This is a genomic window from Streptomyces sp. NPDC008139, assembly GCF_042957025.1.
Classification (GTDB): Bacteria; Actinomycetota; Actinomycetes; order Streptomycetales; family Streptomycetaceae; genus Actinacidiphila.
In genome coordinates, this window is record NZ_JBIBHM010000006.1 from 207,316 (window position 1) to 228,844 (window position 21,529).

Below are 21,529 nucleotides of genomic sequence, written 5' to 3' on the forward strand. Positions count from 1 at the left end.
GCGACCAGCCGCTACTGCTGGCTCGTACCGCACTGCTGGGCCAGCTTCTTCTCGTCGGGCGTCAGCGGCGGCGTGGGGTCCGCAGTCGGGGTGGCGCTGCTCTTCTTCGTACCCGGCGTGCCGGTGGTGCCCGCTGCGGGCATCTTGTCCTCGGCGGCCTTCGCCGCCGCCTTGGCCTGGTCGGCGAGGGTCTTGGCCGTCGCGACCTTCTTGCAGACACCGGCCTGCGTCGCCAGCTCGTCGGCCTTGTCGTTGGCCTGGCCGAGGCTGCTGAGCGCGATGGTGTCCTGGACCTGCTTCTGCTGGTAGGCCGGTAGGTACTTGAGTTCGATGTCGGGGCGGTCCTTGTGGACCTTCGACAGCTTGATCCAGGCCAGCTTCTGGTCGATGCCCTGGTACACGGCGACGTGGTTGCCCTTGGCGCCGACGTAGTACTGCGTCTGCGTCCACGCGTAACCGCCGTACAGACCGCCGGCGATGACGGCGAGCACGATGACGGTGATCGCCGTGCGCTTGGGCCACTTACGGGTCTTGGCGGCCTTTGTCTGGCCGTCGTCGTCGTCGTACGACCCGAAGGTGCCCAGCGGCGCGGCGCCGGCCGCGCCGGGGTCGCCGCTGCCGGGCGGGCCGAAGGAGCCCGCGGGGCCCTGCTGCTGCGGCGGGGGCGTACGGCCGAGCTCGGAGGCGCGTCCCGCCGGGGTCTGGAGGTGCCGCGGGTCGCTCAGCGGGAGCTGGGTCTCGGCGACCGCGCCGACGACCACCGGGGTGTCGTTGAGCTGCGCCGCCAGCGTGTCGCCGTCGTCGGTGTCCAGCACGTCCGCGACGATGCAGGTGATGTTGTCGGGTCCGCCGCCGCGCAGCGCGAGCTGGATCAGCTCCTGCACGGTCTCGTGCGGCGCCTGGTACCCGGCGAGGGTGTCCTCCAGCGTCTGGTGGCTGACGACGCCGGACAGGCCGTCGGAGCAGATCAGATACCGGTCGCCGACCCGCACCTCGCGGATCGACAGGTCGGGCTCGACGTGTTCGCCACTGCCCAGGGCGCGCATCAGCAGGGAGCGCTGCGGGTGGGTGGTGGCCTCCTCCTCGGTGATCCGGCCCTCGTCGACCAGCCGCTGCACCCAGGTGTGGTCCTGGGTGATCTGGGTGAGGACGCCGTCCCGGAGGAGATACGCGCGGGAGTCGCCGACGTGCACCAGGCCGAGCCGCTGGCCCGTCCACAGCAGCGCGGTCAGCGTGGTGCCCATGCCTTCGAGCTGCGGGTCCTCCTGGACCATGTGCAGCAGTTGGTCATTGGCCCGCTGCACGGCGGTGCCGAGCGAGGTGAGGATGTCGGAGCCGGGGATGTCGTCGTCGAGCGTGACGATGGTGGAGATCACCTCGGACGAGGCGACCTCACCGGCGGCCTGTCCGCCCATGCCGTCGGCAATCGCGAGCAGACGCGGACCGGCGTAGCCGGAGTCCTCGTTCCCCTCGCGGATCATGCCCTTGTGCGAACCGGCGGCGAAACGCAGGCTCAAAGACATGCGCACCTCCCCCGTCGGCTCCGGGTACATCCGCACGCTGCCCACCCTCTCGCTCGCGCGTCGTGGCTCCGCTCGCCCATAGTGCGACTACTTCCGCAGCTCGATGACGGTCTTGCCGATGCGGATCGGCGCACCCAGCGGGACAGGGGTCGGCGTGGTCAGCCGGTTCCGGTCCAGATAGGTGCCGTTCGTGGATCCGAGGTCCTCGACGATCCACTGGCCGTCGCGGTCCGGGTAGATCCTGGCATGCCGACTGGACGCGTAGTCGTCGTCGAGCACAATCGTCGAGTCATGTGCCCGGCCGAGGGTGATCGTCTGGCCCTGCAACGCGACCGTCGTCCCCGCGAGCGAGCCCTCGGCGACCACCAGTTTGGTGGGGGCGCCGCGGCGCTGGCGGTTGTTCTGCGGCTGCTGCCGCGGCTGGGCCTGCGCGGCGGCGGCCTGCTGCTGGCGCTGCTGCGGAGGGCGCGACTGGCCGTCCCCGCGGCGCGCCGCTCGCTGGGTCACCCGGGTACCGAAGAGGTCGCTGCGGATGACCTGCACCGCGACGATCACGAACAGCCACAGAACGGCGAGGAAACCCAACCGCATGACCGTCAGGGTCAGCTCTGACATTGCCCCCGCTTCACCCTTCGGCTTGCCTGTACACGATGGTGGTGCTCCCCACGACAATGCGGGAGCCGTCGCGGAGCGTAGCGCGCGTGGTGTGCTGTCCGTCCACCACAATGCCGTTTGTCGACCCGAGGTCCTGGACCACGGACGGCGTTCCGACCCGGATCTCGCAGTGTTTGCGCGATACGCCCGGGTCGTCCACCCGCACGTCGGCCTCGGTGGAACGGCCGAGAACGAGCGTCGAGCGGGAGATCTGGTGGCGGTTGCCGTTGATCTCGATCCAGCGGCGGGTGGCCGCGCCGGGGGCCCCCGCGGGAGCGCCGGTGCCGGGCAGCCGCGTGACGGGCGCCACACCGTGCCGGGCGCCGCCGCCGCCGGGGGGCGGGGCCGCGGGCATCGGCGGCGGGCCCGAGGGCCGCTGCGGTGCGCCGGGCTGCGCGTACGTCGGACGCTGCGGCGCCGGCGGCTGGTGCTGCGGGCTCTGCTGGTACGAGGGGGCGGCCGGGGCCTGGTGGGCGGCCTGCGGTGTGCCGCCCTGGTGCTGCGACTCGCTGGAGGCCAGCGTGCGGCTGCGCACCCGGTAGAGCCCGGTGTCCAGGTCGTCGGCCCGCTCCAGGTGCACCTTGATGGTGCCCATGAAGGTGTAGCGCTGCTGCTTGGCGTAGTCGCGGACCATTCCGGCCAGCTCGTCGCCGAGCTGCACCGCGTACGGGCTCAGCCGCTCGAAGTCGCCGGAGCTGAGCTCCACGATGAAGTCGTTGGGGACGACGGTGCGGTCACGGTTCCAGATCGTGGCGTTGTTGTCGCACTCGCGCTGGAGCGCGCCCGCGATCTCGACGGGCTGCACCTCGCTCTTGAACACTTTGGCGAAGGTGCCGTTCACCAGGCCCTCCAGGCGCTGCTCAAAGCGCTTCAGTACTCCCACGGGGCACCTCCCTCCTCGCGACCTTCCGGCCCAACGATTTCCGATACTGCTTACTGATCGTATCCACGCGCGGGAAAAACCTGTGGTTCCCCGAATCCCCTGGACCGGGCAGTGTCAACCCTCACACCGCCCGCGCCTCCTCCGCCGTCTCCCACTGGGATGGTAGATGCGCGTTCTGTCCATGGTGCCCGGTTCGCCGTCGTTCACCGCCGCCCTGTCCCTCCCAGTGTCCCGCACCGGCCCCGGGTCCTTCTCCCACCTGCCCCCGCCCGGCCCCCGGCACTCCCCGGGCCGCCCGAACGCATGTGATTCCACCCCGGACCTCGTGCTAATCTTCTGCATGTCGGGAGGCCCTCCCACACCACCCGGACCCACCAGTCCGGACCGTGTGTGAGAATCAAACGGCAACACCCATGCGCGGGTGGCGGAATAGGCAGACGCGCTGGATTCAGGTTCCAGTGCCCGAAAGGGCGTGGGGGTTCAACTCCCCCCTCGCGCACAAAGAGGTACCGACGAAACGGGCCTCCGGAAGTGACGAAAGTCGCGGCCGGGGGTCCGTTTCTCATTCCCCGACAGGCCGCCTCCGGCCGGCAGGTCACCTTCCCCCCGGCGGATCTCACGGTGGACGGCCCCGCGCGGCGCATCACGGTGACGTACTGAAGGCCGGGGGGATCGAACGGCGGCGAACGGTGGCATCGGGACGGGAACCGGTGCAGGGTGGTGTGCGTTGGAGTCATTGGGCAAAGGAATCGTCAAGTGGCGCGGCCCGCGCCGGATTGAGCAGGGAGATACACCATGGGTGTCAGCCTCTCCAAGGGCGGCAATGTCTCACTGACCAAGGAGGCCCCCGGACTCACGGCGGTCACTGTCGGCCTGGGCTGGGACGTGCGCACGACCACCGGTTCGGACTTCGACCTGGACGCGAGCGCGCTGCTGCTCGACGCCACGGGCAAGGTCCTGTCGGACAAGCACTTCATCTTCTTCAACAATCTCAAGAGCCCGGACGGCTCCGTCGAGCACACCGGTGACAACCTCACCGGTGAGGGCGAGGGCGACGACGAGGCGGTCAAGGTCAACCTGGCCACCGTGCCCGCCGAGGTCGACAAGATCGTCTTCCCGGTCTCGATCTACGAGGGCGAGAGCCGTCAGCAGAGCTTCGGTCAGGTGCGCAACGCGTTCATCCGCGTCGTCAACCAGGCCGGCGGCACCGAGATCGCCCGCTACGACCTCACCGAGGACGCCTCCACGGAGACCGCGATGGTCTTCGGCGAGCTGTACCGCAACGGCGCCGAGTGGAAGTTCCGGGCCGTCGGCCAGGGCTACGCCTCCGGCCTGCGCGGTATCGCCCAGGACTTCGGCGTCAACCTCTGACGTAACGCCGTCGTTCCGACGCGGCGCTTGACGTAGAGTCGGGCTCGTAGCGGCCCCGCCCGCGACCGTGCAGGTCGCGGGCGGGGCCGTTTTCGCTTGGAGCGCCCGTGCTTACAAGCCTGCGCGTGACGAGCCCGTGCTTTACGGGCCCTTGTATGACGGGCCCGCCTGCGGGTTACGGCAGCGGGTGCGCCGCCGCGTCCGCGTTGTAGCGGACCAGATACTCGGCGAAGCGCGCCAGATCCTCCGGGTCCCAGGCGGCCAGCCGCTCCTGGAAGATCTCCTTGCGGCTGACCCGCGCCGCGGCCAGCGTCTCGATCCCGTGCTGCGCGAGGTGCAGTACCTGCACGCGGTGGTCGGTGGCGTCCACCCGGCGCTCGATGTACCCGAGCCGTTCCAGCGCGGCCACCTGGCGGCTGACCGTGGACTTGTCGAGCAGATAGTGCGCGGCGAGGTCCGTCGCCCGGCAGCCCTGCTGCTCCTCCAGGTGCGCGAGGATGGTGAACGACACCAGCGACAGCTCGGGGTGCATGCGCGCGGCCGTGGCACGCGCCCGGCGCGCGAAGGCGGTCAGCTCCCGCTGGATGCTCTCCACGGACGCCTCCCGTGCGGACATCGCGGCCACTCCATCCCGTCTCCACCTGCGCCGTTGTGGGACGCAACGGTATCAAGCGGGCAACGGAAGTTCGAACCAGACGACCTTCCCGACCGCCTTCCTGCTGGTGCCCCAGCGCCGCGACAGATTCGACACCAGCGCCAGCCCGCGCCCCTGCTCGTCGTCGGCGTCCGCGCGTTGCAACTGGGGCAGATTGTGGTTGTCGTCGCTGACCTCGACCAGCAGCTTCCCGACCCGCATCAGCCGTAGCTCGACCTCGTACGAGGCGGCCCGGATCGCGTTGGTGACCAGCTCGCTGACCAGCAACTCCGTGGTGTCGCTGAGGCGTTCGAGGCCCCACACGGCGAGCTGGCGGCGGGTCAGGTCGCGGGCGGTGGCGACCTCGGCGTGGTCGAGCCGCAGCGTCCACTCGGCCACGTCCTGCGACGCGATGCCCTCGAACCGGGCGACGAGCAGCGCCACATCGTCCCTGCGGTCCTCCGAGTGCAGGCGCGCGAGGATCTGCGCGCAGACGTCCTCGGGGGTCTGCTCCGGCTCGATGACGGTGGCGCACAGCGCGGCGAGCCCCGCGTCTATGCCCTGGCCGCGCACCTCGACGAGGCCGTCCGTGCACAGCACCAGCCAACTGCCGTCGGGCACGGGGATCTCCACCGTCTCGAACGGCACCCCGCCGACGCCGATCGGCGCGCCGCCGGGGATCTCCAGCAGCTCGCCGCGCCCGTCGTATCCGACCAGGACCGGTGGGATGTGACCGGCGTTGGCGAGCGTGAGGCTGCGGTGGATCGGGTCGTAGACGGCGTAGACGCAGGTGGCGAGGTGTTCGGTGCCGAGCCGGTGCGCGAGGTTGTCCAGGTGCCGCAGCAACTGGGCGGGCGGCAGGTCCAGGGCGGCCATGGTGATGACCGCCGTACGGAACTGGCCCATCACGGCCGCGGCCTGAAGGCCGTGGCCCATCACGTCGCCGACGATCAACGCCACGCGCCCGCCGGGCAGTTGGATGGCGTCGAACCAGTCGCCGCCGACCTGGGCCTGCCGGTCGCCCGGCATGTAGTGGTGCGCGATCCGGACACCGGGAATCCGTGGCGGCCGGGTGGGCATCATCGAGCGTTGCAGCGTGGCGGCGGCACGCGATTCCTGGCGGTGCAGGCGGGCGTTGTCGATGTGGACGGCGCCGCGCGCGACGACCTCGGTGGCCGTGGCGGCGTCCCGCGCGTCGAACGGGCGGCGGCCGGGGCCGCGCAGGAAGCAGACCCGGCCCAGTACGGTGCCGCGCGCGGTGAGCGGCGCCACGATCATCGAGTGTCCGGGCAGCAGCGGGCCGAGCGCGGGCACGCCGAGGTCGAGCGCTATGTCGGGTGCGACCGAGGAGTCCACGACGGGGACGAGGACGTGGTCGCCGAGCCGGGGCACGATCCCGTCGACGGCGAGCGAGAGCAACTCGCCCTCCGGCAGGGCCGTTTCCCATGGTCCGGGCGGTCCGTCGTGGGCGATGGCGACGCGCCGGACGAGCACGGTGGCGGCCGGGCGGTCGTCCTTGGGCGGCTCGGAGTCGGAGAAGAGCTGGTCCACGATCAGGACGGCCGCGAAGTCCGCGAAGCGCGGCACGGTCACCGCGCACAGCTCGCGGGCGGTGGTCTGGAGGTCGAGCGTGGAGCCGACCACCGCGCCGGTCTCGCGCAGCAGCGCCAACTGCTCGTCCAGCGCGGTGCCCGGCAGGTGGGAGCCGTAGGGGCGGCCGAGTACGTGGCCGCCGAGCGGGTGGGCGCCGGACGCGGGGCCGCCGGGTTCGTGTCCGAACGGGGCCTGGCCGAAGGGCGGTTGGCCGAAGGGAACCTGGCCCGGTGGCGTGCCGAGCGGCTGGACGGACGGCGGGCCGCTGAGGACCGGGGCGAGGCCGGGCGCGAAGCCGGGGGCGAGACCAGGTGTGAACTCGGTCGGGAACAGCGGCTGTTGGCCGGTGAGGGCGTCCGCCGAGCCGTTGGGGCCGAGGTCGGAGGTCAGGGAGGTGAGGGAGGCGAAGGGCACGGCGGTCAGCGCCGAGGCGCTGGAACGGTCGCCTGCGGGGGTGGCCTCCGCGCCGCCGCTCGCCCCGTGGACGTACTCGGGGTCGTGGCCGGGGCCGTACGCGGCGGCGTGTCCGGGAGTCTGTCCGGGAGTCTGATCGGGGCCGGGGCCGGGGCCGGGGCCGGGGCCGGGGCCGGGGCCGTGCTCCGCTCCGGGGCGCGGGCCGGGCAGCAACTCCCTGCGCAGGGACGGGCCCTGCTGGTCGGCGCGGGCGGCGGCAGCGATGCGGGCGTAGTCGTGCGGGGTGACCGGGAGCCGTGTGCCGCCGTCCACTTCGAGCGCCGGGGGACCGAGCGGCGCGATCTGCCGGACGAGCCGGTCGAGCCGTCCCGCGCTGACGCCGGGCAGTACGGTGCCCAGCCGGGCCGCGAGGGCCAGCGCCTGCGCCGGGTCGGCGACGCTGCCCAGGACGGCGGCCACCGAGATGTCCTGACGCTGCGGGCCTTCCGCGGTGTAGGGGAGCAGGCGACCGCCGAGCGCGATCCGCAGGCCGCCCGTGCGCAGCGGCTTCGCGTGCGCCGCGATGGCCAGCAGGCTGAGTCCGCCCGGCTCGGCGACGCGGTACGTCCACCACAGGACGTCCTTCAGCGCGCCGTCCCGGTCGGTGGCCGCGAGCGCGCCCGCCCACGCGGGATGCGTGAGGTCGTCCAGCAGGTCGAGGGTGTCCTGGTGCGGCGAGGACGAGGTGCGCGCGACGCCCGCGGCGGACCGGGCGGGCGTCAGCAGCCCCGAGGCCCGGTGGCCGAAGACGTAATCCCAGCGGTGCCCGAACAGCTCCTCCGCCCCGCGGTTCCAGTACGAGATCCGGCCGTCGGGGTCGACGCAGAGGACGGCGAGGCGCAGCAGGGCGGCCACGCCGGTGAGGCCGTCGCCGAGGGGGCTCCGGCCGTTGGTGCTCCGGCCGCCGGGGGCTTGGGTGGTGGGGCCGTGGGCATGGGGACCTTGGCCGTTGGACTCTCGCGTGTGGGGACCCGCGCTGTCGTGACCTGCGCTGTGGGGCGCGTCGATGCTCGTACGGACGCTGTCCGTACCGGCGTGCTCCGTACCGGCCCTGTCCGTATCGATGTCCTCCGTACGGCTGCTGGTGTCGCTGCCACCGGTCGGCGGGTGGTCGGAGACAGGGGGGTCGCGCCGTGGGTGCCGCTCGGTGCCCTGGCGCGGCCGGTCTGCCTGTGCCGACTCGTCGGCCCGGGGTTCCGGATGCTCCGGTTGGTCGTGGAGGTCCTGCTGTTCGCGCTGTTCGTAGCGGGCGGAGCGGTCCGTCCGGTGTTCTGCGTCGCTGGCTGCGGGCTGCCGGGTGATCTCGTCCAACGTCGTGCACCTGCGGTTCGGCGCTGAGTAGGGTCCTGACGTCAAGGCAAGCACGAAACCCTGTGCGGGGTCGACCTATTGGCTGGATTACCCCCAGCGGTGGGGATTTGGCGTCCGTCCGTTGACGTGGGCGGTGGGGAGGGTGACCGATGGATTCGAGAGTGCCGCATGTGGCGGGATTCGCGCGATGGCCGCACGGGGCGTCGCCGAAGCGGGCGGGGAAGGCGCTGCGGGAGAAGGTGCCGCGCGCCGCGCACGGCCGGCCGCCCTCCGGCATGTGGCGCGACACGGCGGATGTCGTCCCTGCGGTGGCCGGTGCGCTCGCGGCGGCCGCGCCCCGGACCTCGGCCGCGCTCCGGGCCGTCCACGACTCCAACGCCGGCCGGATACCCGAGCTGATACCGCTGCGTGTCGGCCGTATGGCGGCGAGCCCCTTCGCCTTCCTGCGCGGGTCCGCCGGGCTGATGGCCGCCGACCTCGCCGACAGCCCCGTGACCGGTGTCGGCGCGCAGATCTGCGGTGACGCGCACGCCGCGAACTTCGGCCTCTACGGCGACGCCCGCGGCCGTCTCGTCATGGACATCAACGACTTCGACGAGACCGTCGTCGGCCCCTGGGAGTGGGACGTCAAGCGGCTCGCGGCCTCGCTGGTGCTGGCCGGGCGGGAGGCGGGCGCGGCCGAGGACGTGTGCCGGGCGGCGGCGTACGGCGCGGTGGGCGCGTACCGGCGGACCATGCGGCTGCTGGCGAAGCTGCCCGTGCTCGACGCGTGGAACGCCATCGCCGACGAGGAACTGGTCACCCACGCCGACGCCCGCGACCTGCTCGGCACGATCGAGCGGGTCTCGGCGAAGGCCATGGGCAACACCAGCGCCAGATTCGCGGCGAAGGCCACGGCGGCCGTGGACGGCGGCGGGCGGCGCTTCACCGACGCGCCGCCCGTGCTGCGCCGGGTCGCGGACCGCGAGGCGGCGGCGGTGGCGGGCGCCCTGGACGGCTATCTGCGGACGGTCGGCGAGGACCGGCTGCCGCTGCTCGCCCGTTACGCCGTCCACGACGTGGCCTTCCGCGTCGTCGGCACCGGAAGCGTCGGCACCCGCTCGTACGTGGTGCTGCTCCTCGATCACCTGGGGGAGCCGCTGGTGCTCCAGATCAAGGAGGCCAGGGCGTCGGCGCTGCTGCCGTACGTGGCCAAGGCCGGATTTCCGGCCGATCCGGTGGGGCACGAGGGCCGCAGGGTGGTGCTGGGCCAGAAACGTATGCAGGTGGTCAGCGACTTCCTGCTGGGGTGGACGGACGTGGACGCGGTGCCGTACCAGGTGCGGCAGTTCAGGAACCGCAAGGGCAGCGTCGATCCCGCCGGGCTGGAGCCGGGCCTGCTCGACGACTACGGGCGGATGACCGGCGCCCTGCTGGCCAGGGCGCACGCCCACAGCGCCGACCCACGGCTGATCGCGGGCTACTGCGGCAAGGGCGAGGCGCTGGACGAGGCCGTCGCGGACTTCGCCGCCGGCTACGCGGACCGTACGGAGGCGGACCACGCGGAGCTGCTGGCGGCGGTCCGGTCGGGGCGGCTGCCGGCGGAGCTGGGGGTGTAGGGGGTTCCCCGGCCGGGGTGTCCGGGGAACCGGGTTGCCTGGGGCGTCCGGGTTGTCCGGGCGGTGTCCGGGCGGGGCGGCGCGAGCCCGTACGGGGGCGGGCGCGCGGGTCGGTGCAGGTGGGCGGGGCGCCGTGGCGTGATCCGTGCGGGCGGGCGCTCCCGCGCCCCGCGGCCCCGCGAAGATCGACCGTGCAGGGCCTAGGCTGTCCGAGTGACGAACAGCTCAGGAACCGAGTCCTCCGCCTCTTCCGCCACCTTCGCCGGACCCTCCGAGCCCGGCTCGCAGGATCGGCTGGCGAAGGCGGTACGCGCGGCTGAGCAGGCGTTGATCGAATTCGAGATCGCGGTCGAGACCTTCCGGGTCGAGGTGGAGAACTTCTCCCGGCTGCACCACCAGCGGCTCGGCCCGATGTACGCGCGGCTGGACGAGCTGGACGCGCTGGTCGCGGAGGCCGTCGCCGCCCACAGCGGTGAGCGGGAGGACATCGAGCGTGCCTGGGAGGCCAGGGCGCTGGTGATGCCGATGCCGGGCGTCGAGGAGCTGTTCGGCGGGCTGCTCGGCACGGACGGGGTACGGCCGGTCGACGACCCGAACCCGCCGCGCCGCGTCCGCCCCGGCAAGGAGGCGCAGCGCCTCTACCGCGAGCTGGCCCGCAAGGCGCACCCCGACCTCGCCCAGGACGAGAAGGAGAAGGAGCGCCGCAGCGTCTTCATCGCGCGCGTCAACGAGGCGTACGCCTACGCCGACGAGGACACGCTGCGCGCCCTGTCCGCGGAGTGGGACGCGGGTCCCGTCGCGGACGAAGAGCTGCCGAGCGAGGCCGAGGTCCTCTACGCCCGGCTGGAGTGGCTGGCCGAACGCAAGGAGAAGCTCGCCGCCATCGCCGTCGAGCTGGACGAGAGCGCCATCGGCCAGATGATGAAGCTCTCCCCGGACGATCCCGACGCCCTCCTCAACGAGATCGCCGAACAGCTCCTGACCCAGGTCGCCCAACGCGAGGCCCGCCTGGCGGAACTGGTCCGCGACCCCGAATAGCGCCCCGCGGCCCGCTCGCACGACCCGAGCTTCCGCCCGGACGCCTCTTGCGGGCCCGGGCCCGGTGCGGGCGCCGGGGGACCCCGGGGGAATCGGGCGGGGCGGGGGGTGGTTGGGGGCTGAGGTAGGTTTTTTCGGGTCAGCCAGTGATCTGGTGAGCCAAGGTGAGCGGGCCGCGGTTTCGCGGGCCGCGATTTCGTGCCCAGGAGGCCGCGTCCGATGTTCCGCTCTGAGCTGCCCGCGGTGGATGCCGCCGCCGTACCGGCCGACGCGATCCTGCTGGACGTGCGGGAGAACGAGGAATGGGCGGCCGGTCACGCCGAGGGCGCCGTGCACATCCCGATGAGCGAGGTCGTCTCGCGGATCGGTGAGGTGCCGGACGGCGGCCGGGTGCACGTGGTGTGCCGCGTCGGCGGTCGCTCCGCCCAGGTCGCGCAGTACCTGATCGCCCAGGGCGTGGACGCGGTGAACGTCAGCGGCGGCATGCTCGACTGGGAGGCCGCCGGCCGCCCGGTGGTGGACGGCAGCGGCAGCGACGGCTTCGTCCTGTAAGCGGCCCCGCAGGGGTCACGTGGTCAGCGGATGGGCGGCGATCAGGTCGCCCAACGCCTCCTCGTGGGCCGCGGCCGGGCCCAGCGCCAGCTCCCACTGCTTGGCCCACGCGTGGTACCGGTGCAGCGGATAGTCGGTGTCCGCGCCGAATCCGCCGTGCAGGTGCTGCGCGGTCTGTACGACCCTGCGGACGCCCTCGGCCGCCCAGATCTTCGCCACCGCCACATCACCCGCGACCGGCAGAGGTCCGGGCGCCGAGGTGCTGAGCCGCCAGCCCGCCTGCCACAAGGTGGCCTCCATCGCCCGCAAGTCGATGTAACGGTCGGCGGACTGCACCGCGACCGCCTGGAACGTGGCGATCGGATACCCGAACTGCTGCCGCTTCGAGGCGTACGCACTGGTCATCCCCAGCACCGCCTCCCCCAGCCCGAGCGCCAGCGCGCACGTGCCGACGGTCAGCGCCTGCCGCAGCCACTCCCAGGCGCCGTCCGCGTCCAGCACATCCGTCGCGGGCACCCGCACACCGTCCAGCGTGACCTCGGCGAACCGCTCGCCGCTGGTGGAGACCTGCTCCGCAAGCGCCACCCCGTCCGCGGCCAGGGGAACGACGGCCACCACCGCCGCGCCGTCCGCCGTGTGCGCGGGCACCAGCACCAGGTCACAGCTCTGCGCCCACGGCACCCCGGTCTGCACCCCGTCGAGGACGAAGCCGCCGCCGTCGGTGCCGCCGACGTCCGCCCGCTGTGCCTGGACGGCGAGTTCGGCCCCGTCGTGCCCGCTGCGGCCGTTGGCGGCGACGGTGAGGACGGTCTCGCCGCGACCGGCCGCCGCCAGCAGCCGTTCGCGCAGGGGCGCGGAGCCGTAGCGCTGGACGGCGAGCGCCCCGGCGCAGCTCTCCAGCAGCGGGACCCGCGCCAGCACCCGCCCCGCCTCGCGCAGTACGAGGCAGAGCGCGATGGGATCGAGCCCCGCCCCGCCGTACGCCTCGTCCAGCGTCAGGCTCAGCAGGTCGCCGTCGGCGAGCTTGCGCCACAGCGCGCGGTCGAAGTCCTCGGCGACCGCGCCGGGGGTCAGCGCGGGGCTGGGCACCCCGTCCACCGCCACCCCGGAGAAGACGGACTTCGCCGCCTCGACCGCCGCCAATTGCTCCTCGGTGAAGCCGAAGTCCACGATCCGCTCCTCCCGCCACCAATTCTGACGATGCGTCAGATTAGGGCGGTCAGGCGTCGAAGTCCACCTCGACGACGGAAGTCACCGGGTGCGACTGACAGGCCAGCACATATCCGGCCTCCGTCTCCTCGGGCTCCAGCGCGTAGTTCCGGTCCATCCGCACCTCGCCGCTGACCAGCCGCGTCCGGCAGGTCCCGCAGACCCCGCCCTTGCAGGCGTACGGGGCGTCCGACCGGTTGCGCAGCACCGTTTCCAACACCGACTCCCCTGCCAGGGACGGCCATTGACCGCCACGGCCGTCGAGCGTCGCCCGTACGGTGCCGCCGCCGGGTATCGGCTCGGCCGCGGTGACGGCCGCCGGTACCTCGTCCACGTGGAAGATCTCCTGGTGGACGCGGGACCGGGGGACACCCAGCGTGCGCAGCGCCCGCTCGGCCGCGCCGACCAGTCCCAGCGGGCCGCACAGATACCAGCCGTCCACCGCCGCCACCGGCATCAGCGCCGGGAGCAGCGCCGTCAGCCGCTCCGCGTCCAGCCGCCCCGACGGCAGCCCCGCCTGCTGCTCCTCGCGGGACAGCGCGGACACCAGGTGGAAGCGGTCGGGCCAGCGGTCCTTGAGGTCCGCGACCTCCTCGAGGAACATCGTGGACGCCGCCGTACGGTCGCTGCGCACCAGGCAGAAACTCGCCCCCGGCTCACGCGCCAGCGCGGTGCCGATCTGCGACAGCACCGGTGTGATGCCGCTGCCGCCGACCACCGCGGCGAACCGCCCCGGCCTCGGCTCCAGCACGAACCGCCCCGCGGGCGTCATCACCTCCAGCACATCGCCCGCGGCCAGCTCCTTGAGCGCGTAGGTGGAGAACTCCCCCTGCTCGACCAGCCGCACCCCCACCCGCAGCGTCCGCGGCCCGGTCTCCACGCCGTCGTTCCCGCAACCCTCCTCGGGCAGCACCGGGTCGCACAGCGAGTACGTGCGGCGGATCTCCAGCCCGTCGGCGAACCGGCGGATCGCTATGTGCTGCCCCGGCGCGTACCGGTATTCCGCGCGCAGCTCCTCGGGGACCTCGAAGGCGATGGTCACCGAGTCGTCCGTGAGCGGGCTGACCTCCGTCACCCGGAGCGAATGGAACATTCACAGCTCCTTGAAGTGGTCGAAGGGCTCGCGGCAGGACTCGCAGCGGCGCAGCGCCTTGCAGGCGGTGGACGAGAACGGGCTGAGCAGTCGGGTGTCGGTGGAGCCGCAGTGCGGGCAGCGCACGGTCAGCTCCACGGCGACGGGTCCGTCGCCCGCCGGTCGCGCGCCGGCCAGCGGGCGCGGCGGCGCCACACCGTGCTCGGCGAGCTTGCGGCGGCCCTCCGCGCTGATCGCGTCGGTCGACCAGGCGGGGGAGAGCACGGTGCGCACCTCGACGTCCGACATGCCGTGCTCGGTCAGCACCTCGGTGATGTCGGTGGCCATCGTGTCCAGGGCCGGGCAGCCCGTCCACGTCGGCGTCAGCTCGACCTCGACCCGGCCGGGCCCGGTGACCCGCAGGTCGCGCAGCACCCCCAGTTCGGCCAGCGAGATCACCGGCAGCTCGGGATCCGGCACCGCTCCGGCCAGCCGCAGCAGCTCCTTCTCCAGCGCGCTCGTCGCCTCGGCGGCGGGCGCGCTCCCGGTCACCACGACGCACCCGGGTGAGCGCGGTGCAGGTGCTGCATCTCGGCGAGCATCCGGCCGAACGCCTCGGTGTGCACACCCTGCCGTCCGGCCCCCGCCGACCACGGCGTCCGGTCGACGCCCTGGGGTATCTCCAGCGTGGCCCGGTGCAGGATGTCGGTGACGCGCTCCAGCCAAGGCTCGCGCAGCGCCGGAAGGTCGGCGCCGAGCCCGTCGAGCGGTTCGAACAGCTCCCCGGTGTAGCGCCACAGGCCGTCCACCGCGCGCTGCGTGCGCCGGTGACTCTCCTCGGTGCCGTCGCCGAGCCGCAGCGTCCAGTGCTCGGCGTGGTCGCGGTGGTAGGCGACCTCCTTCACCGCTTTCGCGGCCAGCGGCGCCAGCTCGCCGTCCCCGGCCGCCAGGGCGGTGAACAGCAGTTCCTGGTGGACGGAGAAGAAGAGCTGCCGGACGATCGTCTCGGCGAAGTCCCCGTTGGGCCGCTCCACGAGCTGCACATTGCGGAATTCGTGCTCCTCGCGGCCGAACGCCAGCTCGTCCTCGTCGCCGACCAGCGAGAGCAGGGTGCGGGCCTGCCCCAGCAGGTCGAGCGCGATATTGGTGAGGGCGACGTCCTCCTCAAGGACCGGCGCGTTCCCCGCCCACTCCCCCAGCCGCTGGGCGAGCACGAGCGCGTCGTCGCCCAGCGCGAGCGCGGCGGGGGCGGAGGCCCGTGCGGGGCGCGCCGCGGTGGCCGATGCCGATGCCGTGGTCGTGGCCGATGCCGTAGCTGTGGCCGGGCCCGGTGCGGGGTTCGGTGCCGTGTTCACAGGTGCTTCACCCCTTCCGGGATCTCGTAGAACGTCGGGTGCCGGTACGGCTTGTCGGAGGCCGACTCGAAGAACGGGTCCTTCTCGTCGGGGGAGGAGGCGGTGACCGCGGACGACGGCACCACCCAGATCGAGACGCCCTCGGCCCGCCGGGTGTAGAGATCCCGCGCGTTGCGCAGCGCCATCTCCGCGTCAGGCGCGTGCAGGCTGCCCGCGTGGCTGTGGCTCAGGCCGCGGCGGCTGCGGACGAAGACCTCCCACAGCGGCCAGTCGCCGCCTGTCTGCTCGGTCATGCCCGTGCCTCCCCGTGCTTGGCCGCGTATGCGGTGGCCGCCTCCCGGACCCAGGCGCCGTTGTCGTGTGCGGCGCGGCGCCGGTCGATCCGCTCCTCATTGCACGGCCCGTTGCCGCGCAGCACCTCCTGGAACTCCGTCCAGTCGATCGCCCCGTAGTCGTAGCCGCCCCGCGACTCGTTCCACCGCAGCTCGGGGTCGGGGAGGGTGAGCCCCAGCACCTCGGCCTGCGGGACGCAGATGTCCACGAAGCGCTGCCGCAGCTCGTCGTTGGAGTGCCGCTTGATCTTCCAGGCCATGGACTGGGCGGAGTGCGCGGACTCGTCGTCGGGCGGGCCGAACATCATCAGGGAGGGCCACCACCAGCGGTCCACCGCGTCCTGCGCCATCGCGTGCTGCGCCGGGGTGCCGCGGCTGAGCGTCAGCAGCAGCTCGTAGCCCTGCCGCTGGTGGAAGGACTCCTCCTTGCAGATCCGCACCATCGCGCGGGCGTACGGACCGTAGGAGCAGCGGCACAGCGGCACCTGGTTGGTGATCGCGGCGCCGTCCACCAGCCAGCCGATGGCGCCGACGTCCGCCCAGCTCAGGGTGGGGTAGTTGAAGATCGAGGAGTAGCGCTGGCGGCCCGCGTGCAGCTTGTCGAGCAGCTCCTCGCGGCTGACCCCGAGGGTTTCCGCGGCGCTGTACAGATAAAGCCCGTGCCCGGCCTCGTCCTGCACCTTGGCCATCAGAATCGCCTTGCGGCGCAGCGAGGGCGCGCGGCTGATCCAGTTGGCCTCCGGCTGCATCCCGATGATTTCGGAGTGCGCGTGCTGGGCCATCTGGCGGACGAGGGTGGCGCGGTAGGCGTCCGGCATCCAGTCGCGCGGCTCGATCCTGGCGTCCTCGGCCACCGCGGCGTCGAACGCGGCCAGGAAGGCGTCCTGCCCTGCCGCCACCGCCTCTCCTGCGGTCGCCGTCGGCTCTGCCGTCGTCGTCATGCGGACCCCTCCTTCGTCATCACCGTCATCGGTGCCATCAGGCGTGCCACTCGGGCTTCGGCGCGGGCTCGGCCACCCGTCCCGTCACCGTCGCCGGCTCCATCGGACGACCGACCGGCCGACTCCTCAACCGACCGACCGATCGTTCGGTTCATTCCATGGTCGGTGGCGGGCCGAAGGGTGTCAAGGCCACCTCCCACGCCTGTGGATAACTCGGTATGGTCCCCGCCGGGACCTGCGGTGGGTAGCGTGCTGCCCGGCAGGCGTGCGTGCCCGGCACGGGTGAGAGCGGAGAGACGATGGAGTCATTCGAGGGGCCGCCGCCCCGGACCGCGGCGCTGTCCACGCCCGCCCGCATAGCCGTCGCCCTGGCGATCGGCGCGGTCGTCGTGGGCGCGCTGTACCACCTCGGCATGGTGTTCCTGCACGTCGCGCCCTCGAACACGCTCAGCAGGGAGCACGGCGCGGCGGTCGACGACTACATCTATCCGGAGTTCGAGCAGAACTGGAAGCTGTTCGCGCCCGACCCGCTGCAACAGAACATCCATGTGCAGGCCCGCGCCGAGGTCCGCAAGCCCGACGGCGGCCTCTCCACCACCGGCTGGGTCGACCTCACCGCGATGGACGTCGCCGCGATGCGGCACAACCCCGCCCCCAGCCACACCCAGCAGAACGAGCTGCGCCGCGCCTGGAGCTTCTACACCGACACCCATGACGACAAGGAGCAGCCCACCGGCGGCGACCGCAGCGACATGAGCCGTACGTATCTCCAGCGGATTTTGCAGGAGCGTTTCGGCCCGCGGCTCAACGGCGGTGACGTCGTCCGCGTGCAGGCACGTTCCGCCACCACCGCGGTCCCGCCGCCGTCGGGCAACGGGCAGCAGACCAGCACCCAGCCCTACTACCGGGAACTGCCCTGGTGGCCGGTCACCACCGCCCCTGCCGGTCAGGAGAACGCATCGTGAGCGCGCGCGACTCCTTCGTCCCCTCGCCGTTCGCCGGACTCGGCAAAGGACTCGACCGCGCCGTCGCGCGGGGGATCAACGCCATCACCGGCCGGGCCGTCGGCCCGTACCAGAGCGCGATCATCCGGATCGGCTTCTCGCTGACCTGGCTGCTGTTCCTGCTGCGCGAATTCCCGCACCGTGCCGAGCTGTACGGTCCCGACGCGCCCTGGAGCTGGGACCTCGCCAAGCGGCTGGTCGCCGGGAACCACGCCTTCACCGTGCTGCTGTGGAACGACGGCCGCGCCTGGTTCGAGTGCGTCTACGCTTTCGCGATCGTCGCCAGCGCGATGCTGCTCCTGGGCTGGCGGACCCGTACCGCGTCGGTGTTCTTCATGATCGGCGTGCTGTCCCTCCAGAACCGCAGCGTCTTCGAGGGCGACGGCGGCGACAACGTCATCCACCTGATGGCGATCTACCTCGTCTTCACCCGCTGCGGCCAGGTCTGGTCGCTCGACCGGCGCCGCGCGGCCCGCGAAGAGGCGGCCGAGGCGGGTGCCGGACCGCCGGCCGCTTCCGCGTCCGACGCGGAGCCGGGCGCCGATCCGGTCGGCGTCGCCCTGTGGGCGGTGTTCGGCTTCGCGCTCGTGGCGGCGACGCTGTTCGGCAAGCTCAGCACCGAATGGGCGGTGCTGTTCTGGCTGTTCTGGCTGGCCCAGGCGCTGTGGTGGGCGGTGCGGCGGGTCGCGCCCGGCGAGCCGCGCACCGTGCTCGACATCATCGCCAATGTCATCCACAACGGCGCGATGCTCGTGATCGTCGCCGAGGTCTGCCTGATCTACTCCACCGCGGGCTGGTACAAGATCCAGGGCAGCCGCTGGCAGGACGGCACCGCGCTCTACTACCCGCTCCATCTGGACGACTTCACTCCCTGGCCCGCCCTGTCGCACGCCCTGGCGGGCAATGAGCTGATGGTCATGCTCATCACCTACGGCACGGTCATCGTCCAGGTCGCCTTCCCCTTCACCCTGTTCAACCGCCGGGTGAAGAACGTGCTGCTGGTCGCGATGATGCTGGAGCACGCCTCGATCGCCCTCGTGCTCGGCCTGCCCTTCTTCTCCCTCGCGATGATCGCCGCCGACGCGGTGTTCCTGCCGACGGCCTTCCTGGTCTGGGCCGGGGACCGGCTCGTACGGCGCCTGCGGCCGGGGGCCGCGCGCCCGCGGCCGGTGGTCCACGGACAGCGCACCGCCCCCGACGACGCGGCCGCCGAGCCGGGGGAACCGGCCGTGGGACCACCGCCGCCCAGCGCCGTGACATGACGTGATCGGGCAGGCGGGCCGCACCGTACGCTGAGACCATGACCGAGGACGAGGCCGCCCACCGGCCCGGCGCCGCAGCCGAACCCGACCCGGCGACCGGAGCCGACCCGGCGACCGAAGCCGCTCAGGCCACCGGGGCCGACGCGGCCACCGCAAGCGCCTCGGCCGCCGTCCTCGCCTGGCAGGCCGCCGCGCCGGACGCGGTGCTGCTCGACGGCTTCCACGCCCTCAAGCACGCGCTGCGCTTCGGCGCCCGCGTGCGCACCGCGGTCAGCAGCGACAAGGCGGCCGTGCTGCGCCTCGCGGCGGAGCTGGCCCCCGACCTGGCCGAGGAGTTGGCGGCGCGCGTCACCGAGATCCCCGCCGCGGCGCTGCGCGGGCTGGTGACGCGGGTGCACCCCACCGCGGTGGCCGCGCTCGCCGACCGGCGCGACCGGGCGGCCAATCTGGCGCTGCTGGCCGAACGGCCCCGGCAGGCACCGGTCGTCGTCCTGGACAGCCCGCGCAATCTCGGCAACGTCGGGGCGGTGATCCGGCTGGCGGCCGGATTCGGCGTCACCGGCGTGGTCAGCACCGGCGATCTCGACCCCTGGCACCCCAACGCCCTGCGCGCGGGCGCCGGACTGCACTACGCGACCGCGGTGGAACGTACGGCCGCCGACGCGCTGCCGCCGGGACCGCTGTACGTCCTCGACCCGGAGGGCAAGGACATCCGCTCCGTCGAACTCCCCGACGACGCGCTCATCGTCTTCGGCTCGGAGCGGCACGGAGTCTCCGACGAACTGCGCGGACGCGCCGCCGAGTTGGTCGCGCTGCCGATGCGTCCGCAGGTCTCCAGCTACAACCTGGCCACCAGCGTCGGCATGGCGCTCTTCCACTGGGCGGCCACGTCCCGCTCGCCGCGGGTACCCGGCCGCCCCTGAACCCCGCGATCAGGCGGGCCGCCGCACCTCCACCATCCGGAAGCGGCTCGCGACGAACGCGCCGTCGCACAGCGCCGCGTTGGCCGCCGGATTGCCGCCCGAGCCGTGGAAGTCGGAGAAGGCGGCCGTCTGGTTGACGTACACACCGCCGGTCAGATTGAGCGAGAGCTGCGCGCACTCCTCCCAGCAGACCTCTTCCAGGCCGCGCTCCACCCCGGCGGAGGTGGTGTAGCCGCCGACCGTCATCGCGCCCTTGTCGCGGACGGTACGGCGCAGCAGCTCCAGCGCGTCGGCGGTCGAGTCCACGGCCACGGCGAAGGCGACCGGGCCGAAGCACTCCGAGAGATACGCCGCCTCGGCGTCCGGCTTGGCGCCGTCGAGCTTCACCAGCACCGGGGTGCGGACGACCGCGTCGGGGAAGTCCGGGTGGGTCACCGAGCGGGAGGCGAGGGCGACTTCGCCCAGCCCGGGGGCGGCGTCGAGCCGTGCCTTGACGTCCGGATTCACCAGGGCGCCGAGCAGCGCGTTGGCCCGCGCGTCGTCGCCGAGCAGCCCGTCGACCGCACCCGCGATGTCGGCGACCACCTCGTCGTAGCTCCGCCGTCCCGCGTCGGTGTCGATGCCGTCGCGCGGGATCAGCAGATTCTGCGGGGTGGTGCACATCTGGCCGCTGTAGAGGGACAGCGAGAAGGCGAGGTTGGAGAGCATGCCGCGGTAGTCGTCGGTGGAGTCGATCACCACGGTGTTGACGCCGGCCTTCTCGGTGAAGACCTGCGCCTGGCGGGCGTTGGCCTCCAGCCAGTCGCCGAAGGCGGTGGAGCCGGTGTAGTCGATGACCCGGACCTCGGGGCGCAGCGCCAGGGTCTTGGCCAGGCCCTCGCCGGGCCGCTCGACGGCCAGGCAGACCAGGTCGGGCGAGAAGCCCGCCTCGGCCAGCACCTCGCGCGCCACCCGTACGGTCAGGGCCAGCGGCAGCACGGCGCGCGGGTGCGGCTTGACCAGCACCGCGTTGCCGGTGGCCAGGGAGGCGAAGAGCCCCGGATAGCCGTTCCACGTCGGGAAGGTGTTGCAGCCGATCACCAGGCCGATGCCGCGCGGCACCGCGGTGAAGGACTTCCGCAGATTGAGCGGGTCGCGCTTGCCCTGCGGCTTGATCCACTCCGCGGTCTCCGGGGTGCGGACCTGCTCCACGTACGCGTACGCCACCGCTTCGAGGCCGCGGTCCTGCGCGTGCGGGCCACCGGCCTGGAAGGACATCGTGAACGCCTGCCCGGAGGTGTGCATCACGGCGTGTGCGAACTCGTGCGTCCGCGCGTTGATCCGCGCCAGGATCTCTAGGCACACCATGGCACGCGCCTCGGGTCCCGCGTCCCGCCAGGCGGGCATCGCGGCGCGCATCGCGGGCAGCAGCACGTCCGGATCGGGGTGCGGGTACTCCACGCCGAGGTCCGGGCCGTACGGGGAGCGCTCGGCGCCCGTCCAGCCGTCCGTGCCGGGCTGGTCCAGCTCGAAGCGGTGGCCGAGCAGCGCGTCGAAGGCGGCCTTGCCCTCGTCGGCGTCGGCGTACGCCTTGGGGTGCTCGGGGTAGGGCGACCAGTACGCCCGGGTCCTGACGGCATCGAGCGCCTTGTCAAGCGTGTCACGATGGCGTTCGATCAAGGTCACGGCGGAGACAGTGGCGGACATGGCGGACCAACTCCTCGTCGAGCTGGGCTGAGTAGCAGAGACAACGCTAGATTAACCGAATGTTCGGTCGGGACAAGAGGGACGTCCCGGCCTGTGGATAACTCGGAAAGACCCGGCAGGATCTCCGCAGTACCT

At 72.5% G+C, this 21,529-nt stretch carries 19 protein-coding genes and 1 tRNA gene; 8 read left to right on the top strand and 12 right to left on the bottom strand.

Features of this window, described 5'->3' with window-relative positions; all coding sequences use genetic code 11:
- Window positions 1-11 precede the first annotated feature (11 nt).
- The 3 genes from ACFZBB_RS14495 to ACFZBB_RS14505 are packed head-to-tail and all read right to left on the bottom strand — an operon-like array spanning window position 12 to window position 3,060.
- Complete coding sequence (locus ACFZBB_RS14495) at window positions 12-1,553, bottom strand: Stp1/IreP family PP2C-type Ser/Thr phosphatase (protein WP_391122264.1); 1,542 nt, start codon at window positions 1,551-1,553, stop codon at window positions 12-14.
- A gap of 57 nt (window positions 1,554-1,610) precedes the next feature.
- Window positions 1,611-2,138: an FHA domain-containing protein gene (locus ACFZBB_RS14500; RefSeq protein WP_355336703.1), complete on the bottom strand. Its 528-nt coding sequence runs from the start codon at window positions 2,136-2,138 to the stop codon at window positions 1,611-1,613.
- A 10-nt stretch (window positions 2,139-2,148) separates the two neighbouring features.
- On the bottom strand, window positions 2,149-3,060 hold the full coding sequence (locus ACFZBB_RS14505) for an FhaA domain-containing protein (protein ID WP_391121540.1): 912 nt from the start codon (window positions 3,058-3,060) through the stop codon (window positions 2,149-2,151).
- Window positions 3,061-3,475: 415 nt separating this feature from the next.
- Here ACFZBB_RS14505 and ACFZBB_RS14510 point away from each other — a divergent pair.
- Both ACFZBB_RS14510 and ACFZBB_RS14515 read left to right on the top strand, forming a co-directional pair.
- Window positions 3,476-3,559, top strand: a tRNA-Leu gene (locus ACFZBB_RS14510).
- Between the two features lie 296 nt (window positions 3,560-3,855).
- Window positions 3,856-4,431: a TerD family protein gene (locus ACFZBB_RS14515; RefSeq protein ID WP_391121543.1), complete on the top strand. Its 576-nt coding sequence runs from the start codon at window positions 3,856-3,858 to the stop codon at window positions 4,429-4,431.
- Window positions 4,432-4,606: 175 nt separating this feature from the next.
- Here ACFZBB_RS14515 and ACFZBB_RS14520 read toward each other — a convergent pair whose 3' ends face one another.
- Both ACFZBB_RS14520 and ACFZBB_RS14525 read right to left on the bottom strand, forming a co-directional pair.
- Window positions 4,607-5,047 carry a MarR family transcriptional regulator gene (locus tag ACFZBB_RS14520; protein ID WP_391121546.1) on the bottom strand — a complete coding sequence of 147 codons (441 nt, stop codon included), beginning with the start codon at window positions 5,045-5,047 and terminating at the stop codon, window positions 4,607-4,609.
- A gap of 51 nt (window positions 5,048-5,098) precedes the next feature.
- Entirely contained in the window at window positions 5,099-8,422 is a 3,324-nt protein-coding gene (locus ACFZBB_RS14525; RefSeq protein ID WP_391121549.1) for a SpoIIE family protein phosphatase, read from the bottom strand.
- 149 nt (window positions 8,423-8,571) lie between these two features.
- On the opposite strand from ACFZBB_RS14525, the gene ACFZBB_RS14530 reads away from it, so the two are divergent.
- The 3 genes from ACFZBB_RS14530 to ACFZBB_RS14540 all read left to right on the top strand — a co-directional run bounded on the left by ACFZBB_RS14530 (window position 8,572) and on the right by ACFZBB_RS14540 (window position 11,610).
- Complete coding sequence (locus tag ACFZBB_RS14530; RefSeq protein ID WP_391121553.1) at window positions 8,572-10,020, top strand: DUF2252 family protein; 1,449 nt, start codon at window positions 8,572-8,574, stop codon at window positions 10,018-10,020.
- A 213-nt stretch (window positions 10,021-10,233) separates the two neighbouring features.
- Window positions 10,234-11,058 (top strand): hypothetical protein, encoded by an 825-nt coding sequence (locus ACFZBB_RS14535; protein WP_391121556.1) that lies wholly within the window; start codon window positions 10,234-10,236, stop codon window positions 11,056-11,058.
- Window positions 11,059-11,277: 219 nt separating this feature from the next.
- On the top strand, window positions 11,278-11,610 hold the full coding sequence (locus ACFZBB_RS14540; RefSeq protein WP_391121559.1) for a rhodanese-like domain-containing protein: 333 nt from the start codon (window positions 11,278-11,280) through the stop codon (window positions 11,608-11,610).
- A 15-nt stretch (window positions 11,611-11,625) separates the two neighbouring features.
- Here ACFZBB_RS14540 and ACFZBB_RS14545 read toward each other — a convergent pair whose 3' ends face one another.
- The 6 genes from ACFZBB_RS14545 to paaA are packed head-to-tail and all read right to left on the bottom strand — an operon-like array spanning window position 11,626 to window position 16,519.
- Entirely contained in the window at window positions 11,626-12,780 is a 1,155-nt protein-coding gene (locus tag ACFZBB_RS14545) for an acyl-CoA dehydrogenase family protein (protein ID WP_391121562.1), read from the bottom strand.
- 49 nt (window positions 12,781-12,829) lie between these two features.
- Window positions 12,830-13,912, bottom strand: a complete 1,083-nt coding sequence (locus tag ACFZBB_RS14550; RefSeq protein ID WP_391121565.1) for a 2Fe-2S iron-sulfur cluster-binding protein — start codon at window positions 13,910-13,912, stop codon at window positions 12,830-12,832.
- The gene (gene paaD / locus ACFZBB_RS14555; protein WP_391121568.1) at window positions 13,913-14,446 is read right to left on the bottom strand and encodes a 1,2-phenylacetyl-CoA epoxidase subunit PaaD; all 534 of its coding nucleotides are present in this window, start codon (window positions 14,444-14,446) and stop codon (window positions 13,913-13,915) included. It abuts the gene before it with no gap.
- Window positions 14,440-15,246, bottom strand: coding sequence for a 1,2-phenylacetyl-CoA epoxidase subunit PaaC (paaC, locus tag ACFZBB_RS14560; protein WP_391121571.1), 807 nt, complete (start codon window positions 15,244-15,246; stop codon window positions 14,440-14,442). The genes paaD and paaC overlap by 7 nt, the downstream gene beginning before the upstream one ends.
- A complete protein-coding gene (gene paaB, locus ACFZBB_RS14565) occupies window positions 15,243-15,539 on the bottom strand; it encodes a 1,2-phenylacetyl-CoA epoxidase subunit PaaB (protein ID WP_188279883.1) in 297 nt (98 codons plus the stop codon). The genes paaC and paaB overlap by 4 nt, the downstream gene beginning before the upstream one ends.
- A complete protein-coding gene (gene paaA, locus ACFZBB_RS14570) occupies window positions 15,536-16,519 on the bottom strand; it encodes a 1,2-phenylacetyl-CoA epoxidase subunit PaaA (protein WP_391121574.1) in 984 nt (327 codons plus the stop codon). The genes paaB and paaA overlap by 4 nt, the downstream gene beginning before the upstream one ends.
- A 299-nt stretch (window positions 16,520-16,818) precedes the next feature.
- Here paaA and ACFZBB_RS14575 point away from each other — a divergent pair, with 299 nt between their 5' ends.
- The 3 genes from ACFZBB_RS14575 to ACFZBB_RS14585 are packed head-to-tail and all read left to right on the top strand — an operon-like array spanning window position 16,819 to window position 19,708.
- Window positions 16,819-17,484: a DUF5819 family protein gene (locus ACFZBB_RS14575; protein WP_391121577.1), complete on the top strand. Its 666-nt coding sequence runs from the start codon at window positions 16,819-16,821 to the stop codon at window positions 17,482-17,484.
- The gene (locus tag ACFZBB_RS14580) at window positions 17,481-18,785 is read left to right on the top strand and encodes an HTTM domain-containing protein (protein WP_391121580.1); all 1,305 of its coding nucleotides are present in this window, start codon (window positions 17,481-17,483) and stop codon (window positions 18,783-18,785) included. Before ACFZBB_RS14575 ends, ACFZBB_RS14580 begins: the two co-directional genes overlap by 4 nt.
- A gap of 38 nt (window positions 18,786-18,823) precedes the next feature.
- A complete protein-coding gene (locus ACFZBB_RS14585; protein ID WP_391121583.1) occupies window positions 18,824-19,708 on the top strand; it encodes a TrmH family RNA methyltransferase in 885 nt (294 codons plus the stop codon).
- Between the two features lie 9 nt (window positions 19,709-19,717).
- Here ACFZBB_RS14585 and paaN read toward each other — a convergent pair whose 3' ends face one another.
- Window positions 19,718-21,394 (bottom strand): phenylacetic acid degradation protein PaaN, encoded by a 1,677-nt coding sequence (paaN, locus tag ACFZBB_RS14590; RefSeq protein WP_391121586.1) that lies wholly within the window; start codon window positions 21,392-21,394, stop codon window positions 19,718-19,720.
- Window positions 21,395-21,529: the final 135 nt, after the last annotated feature.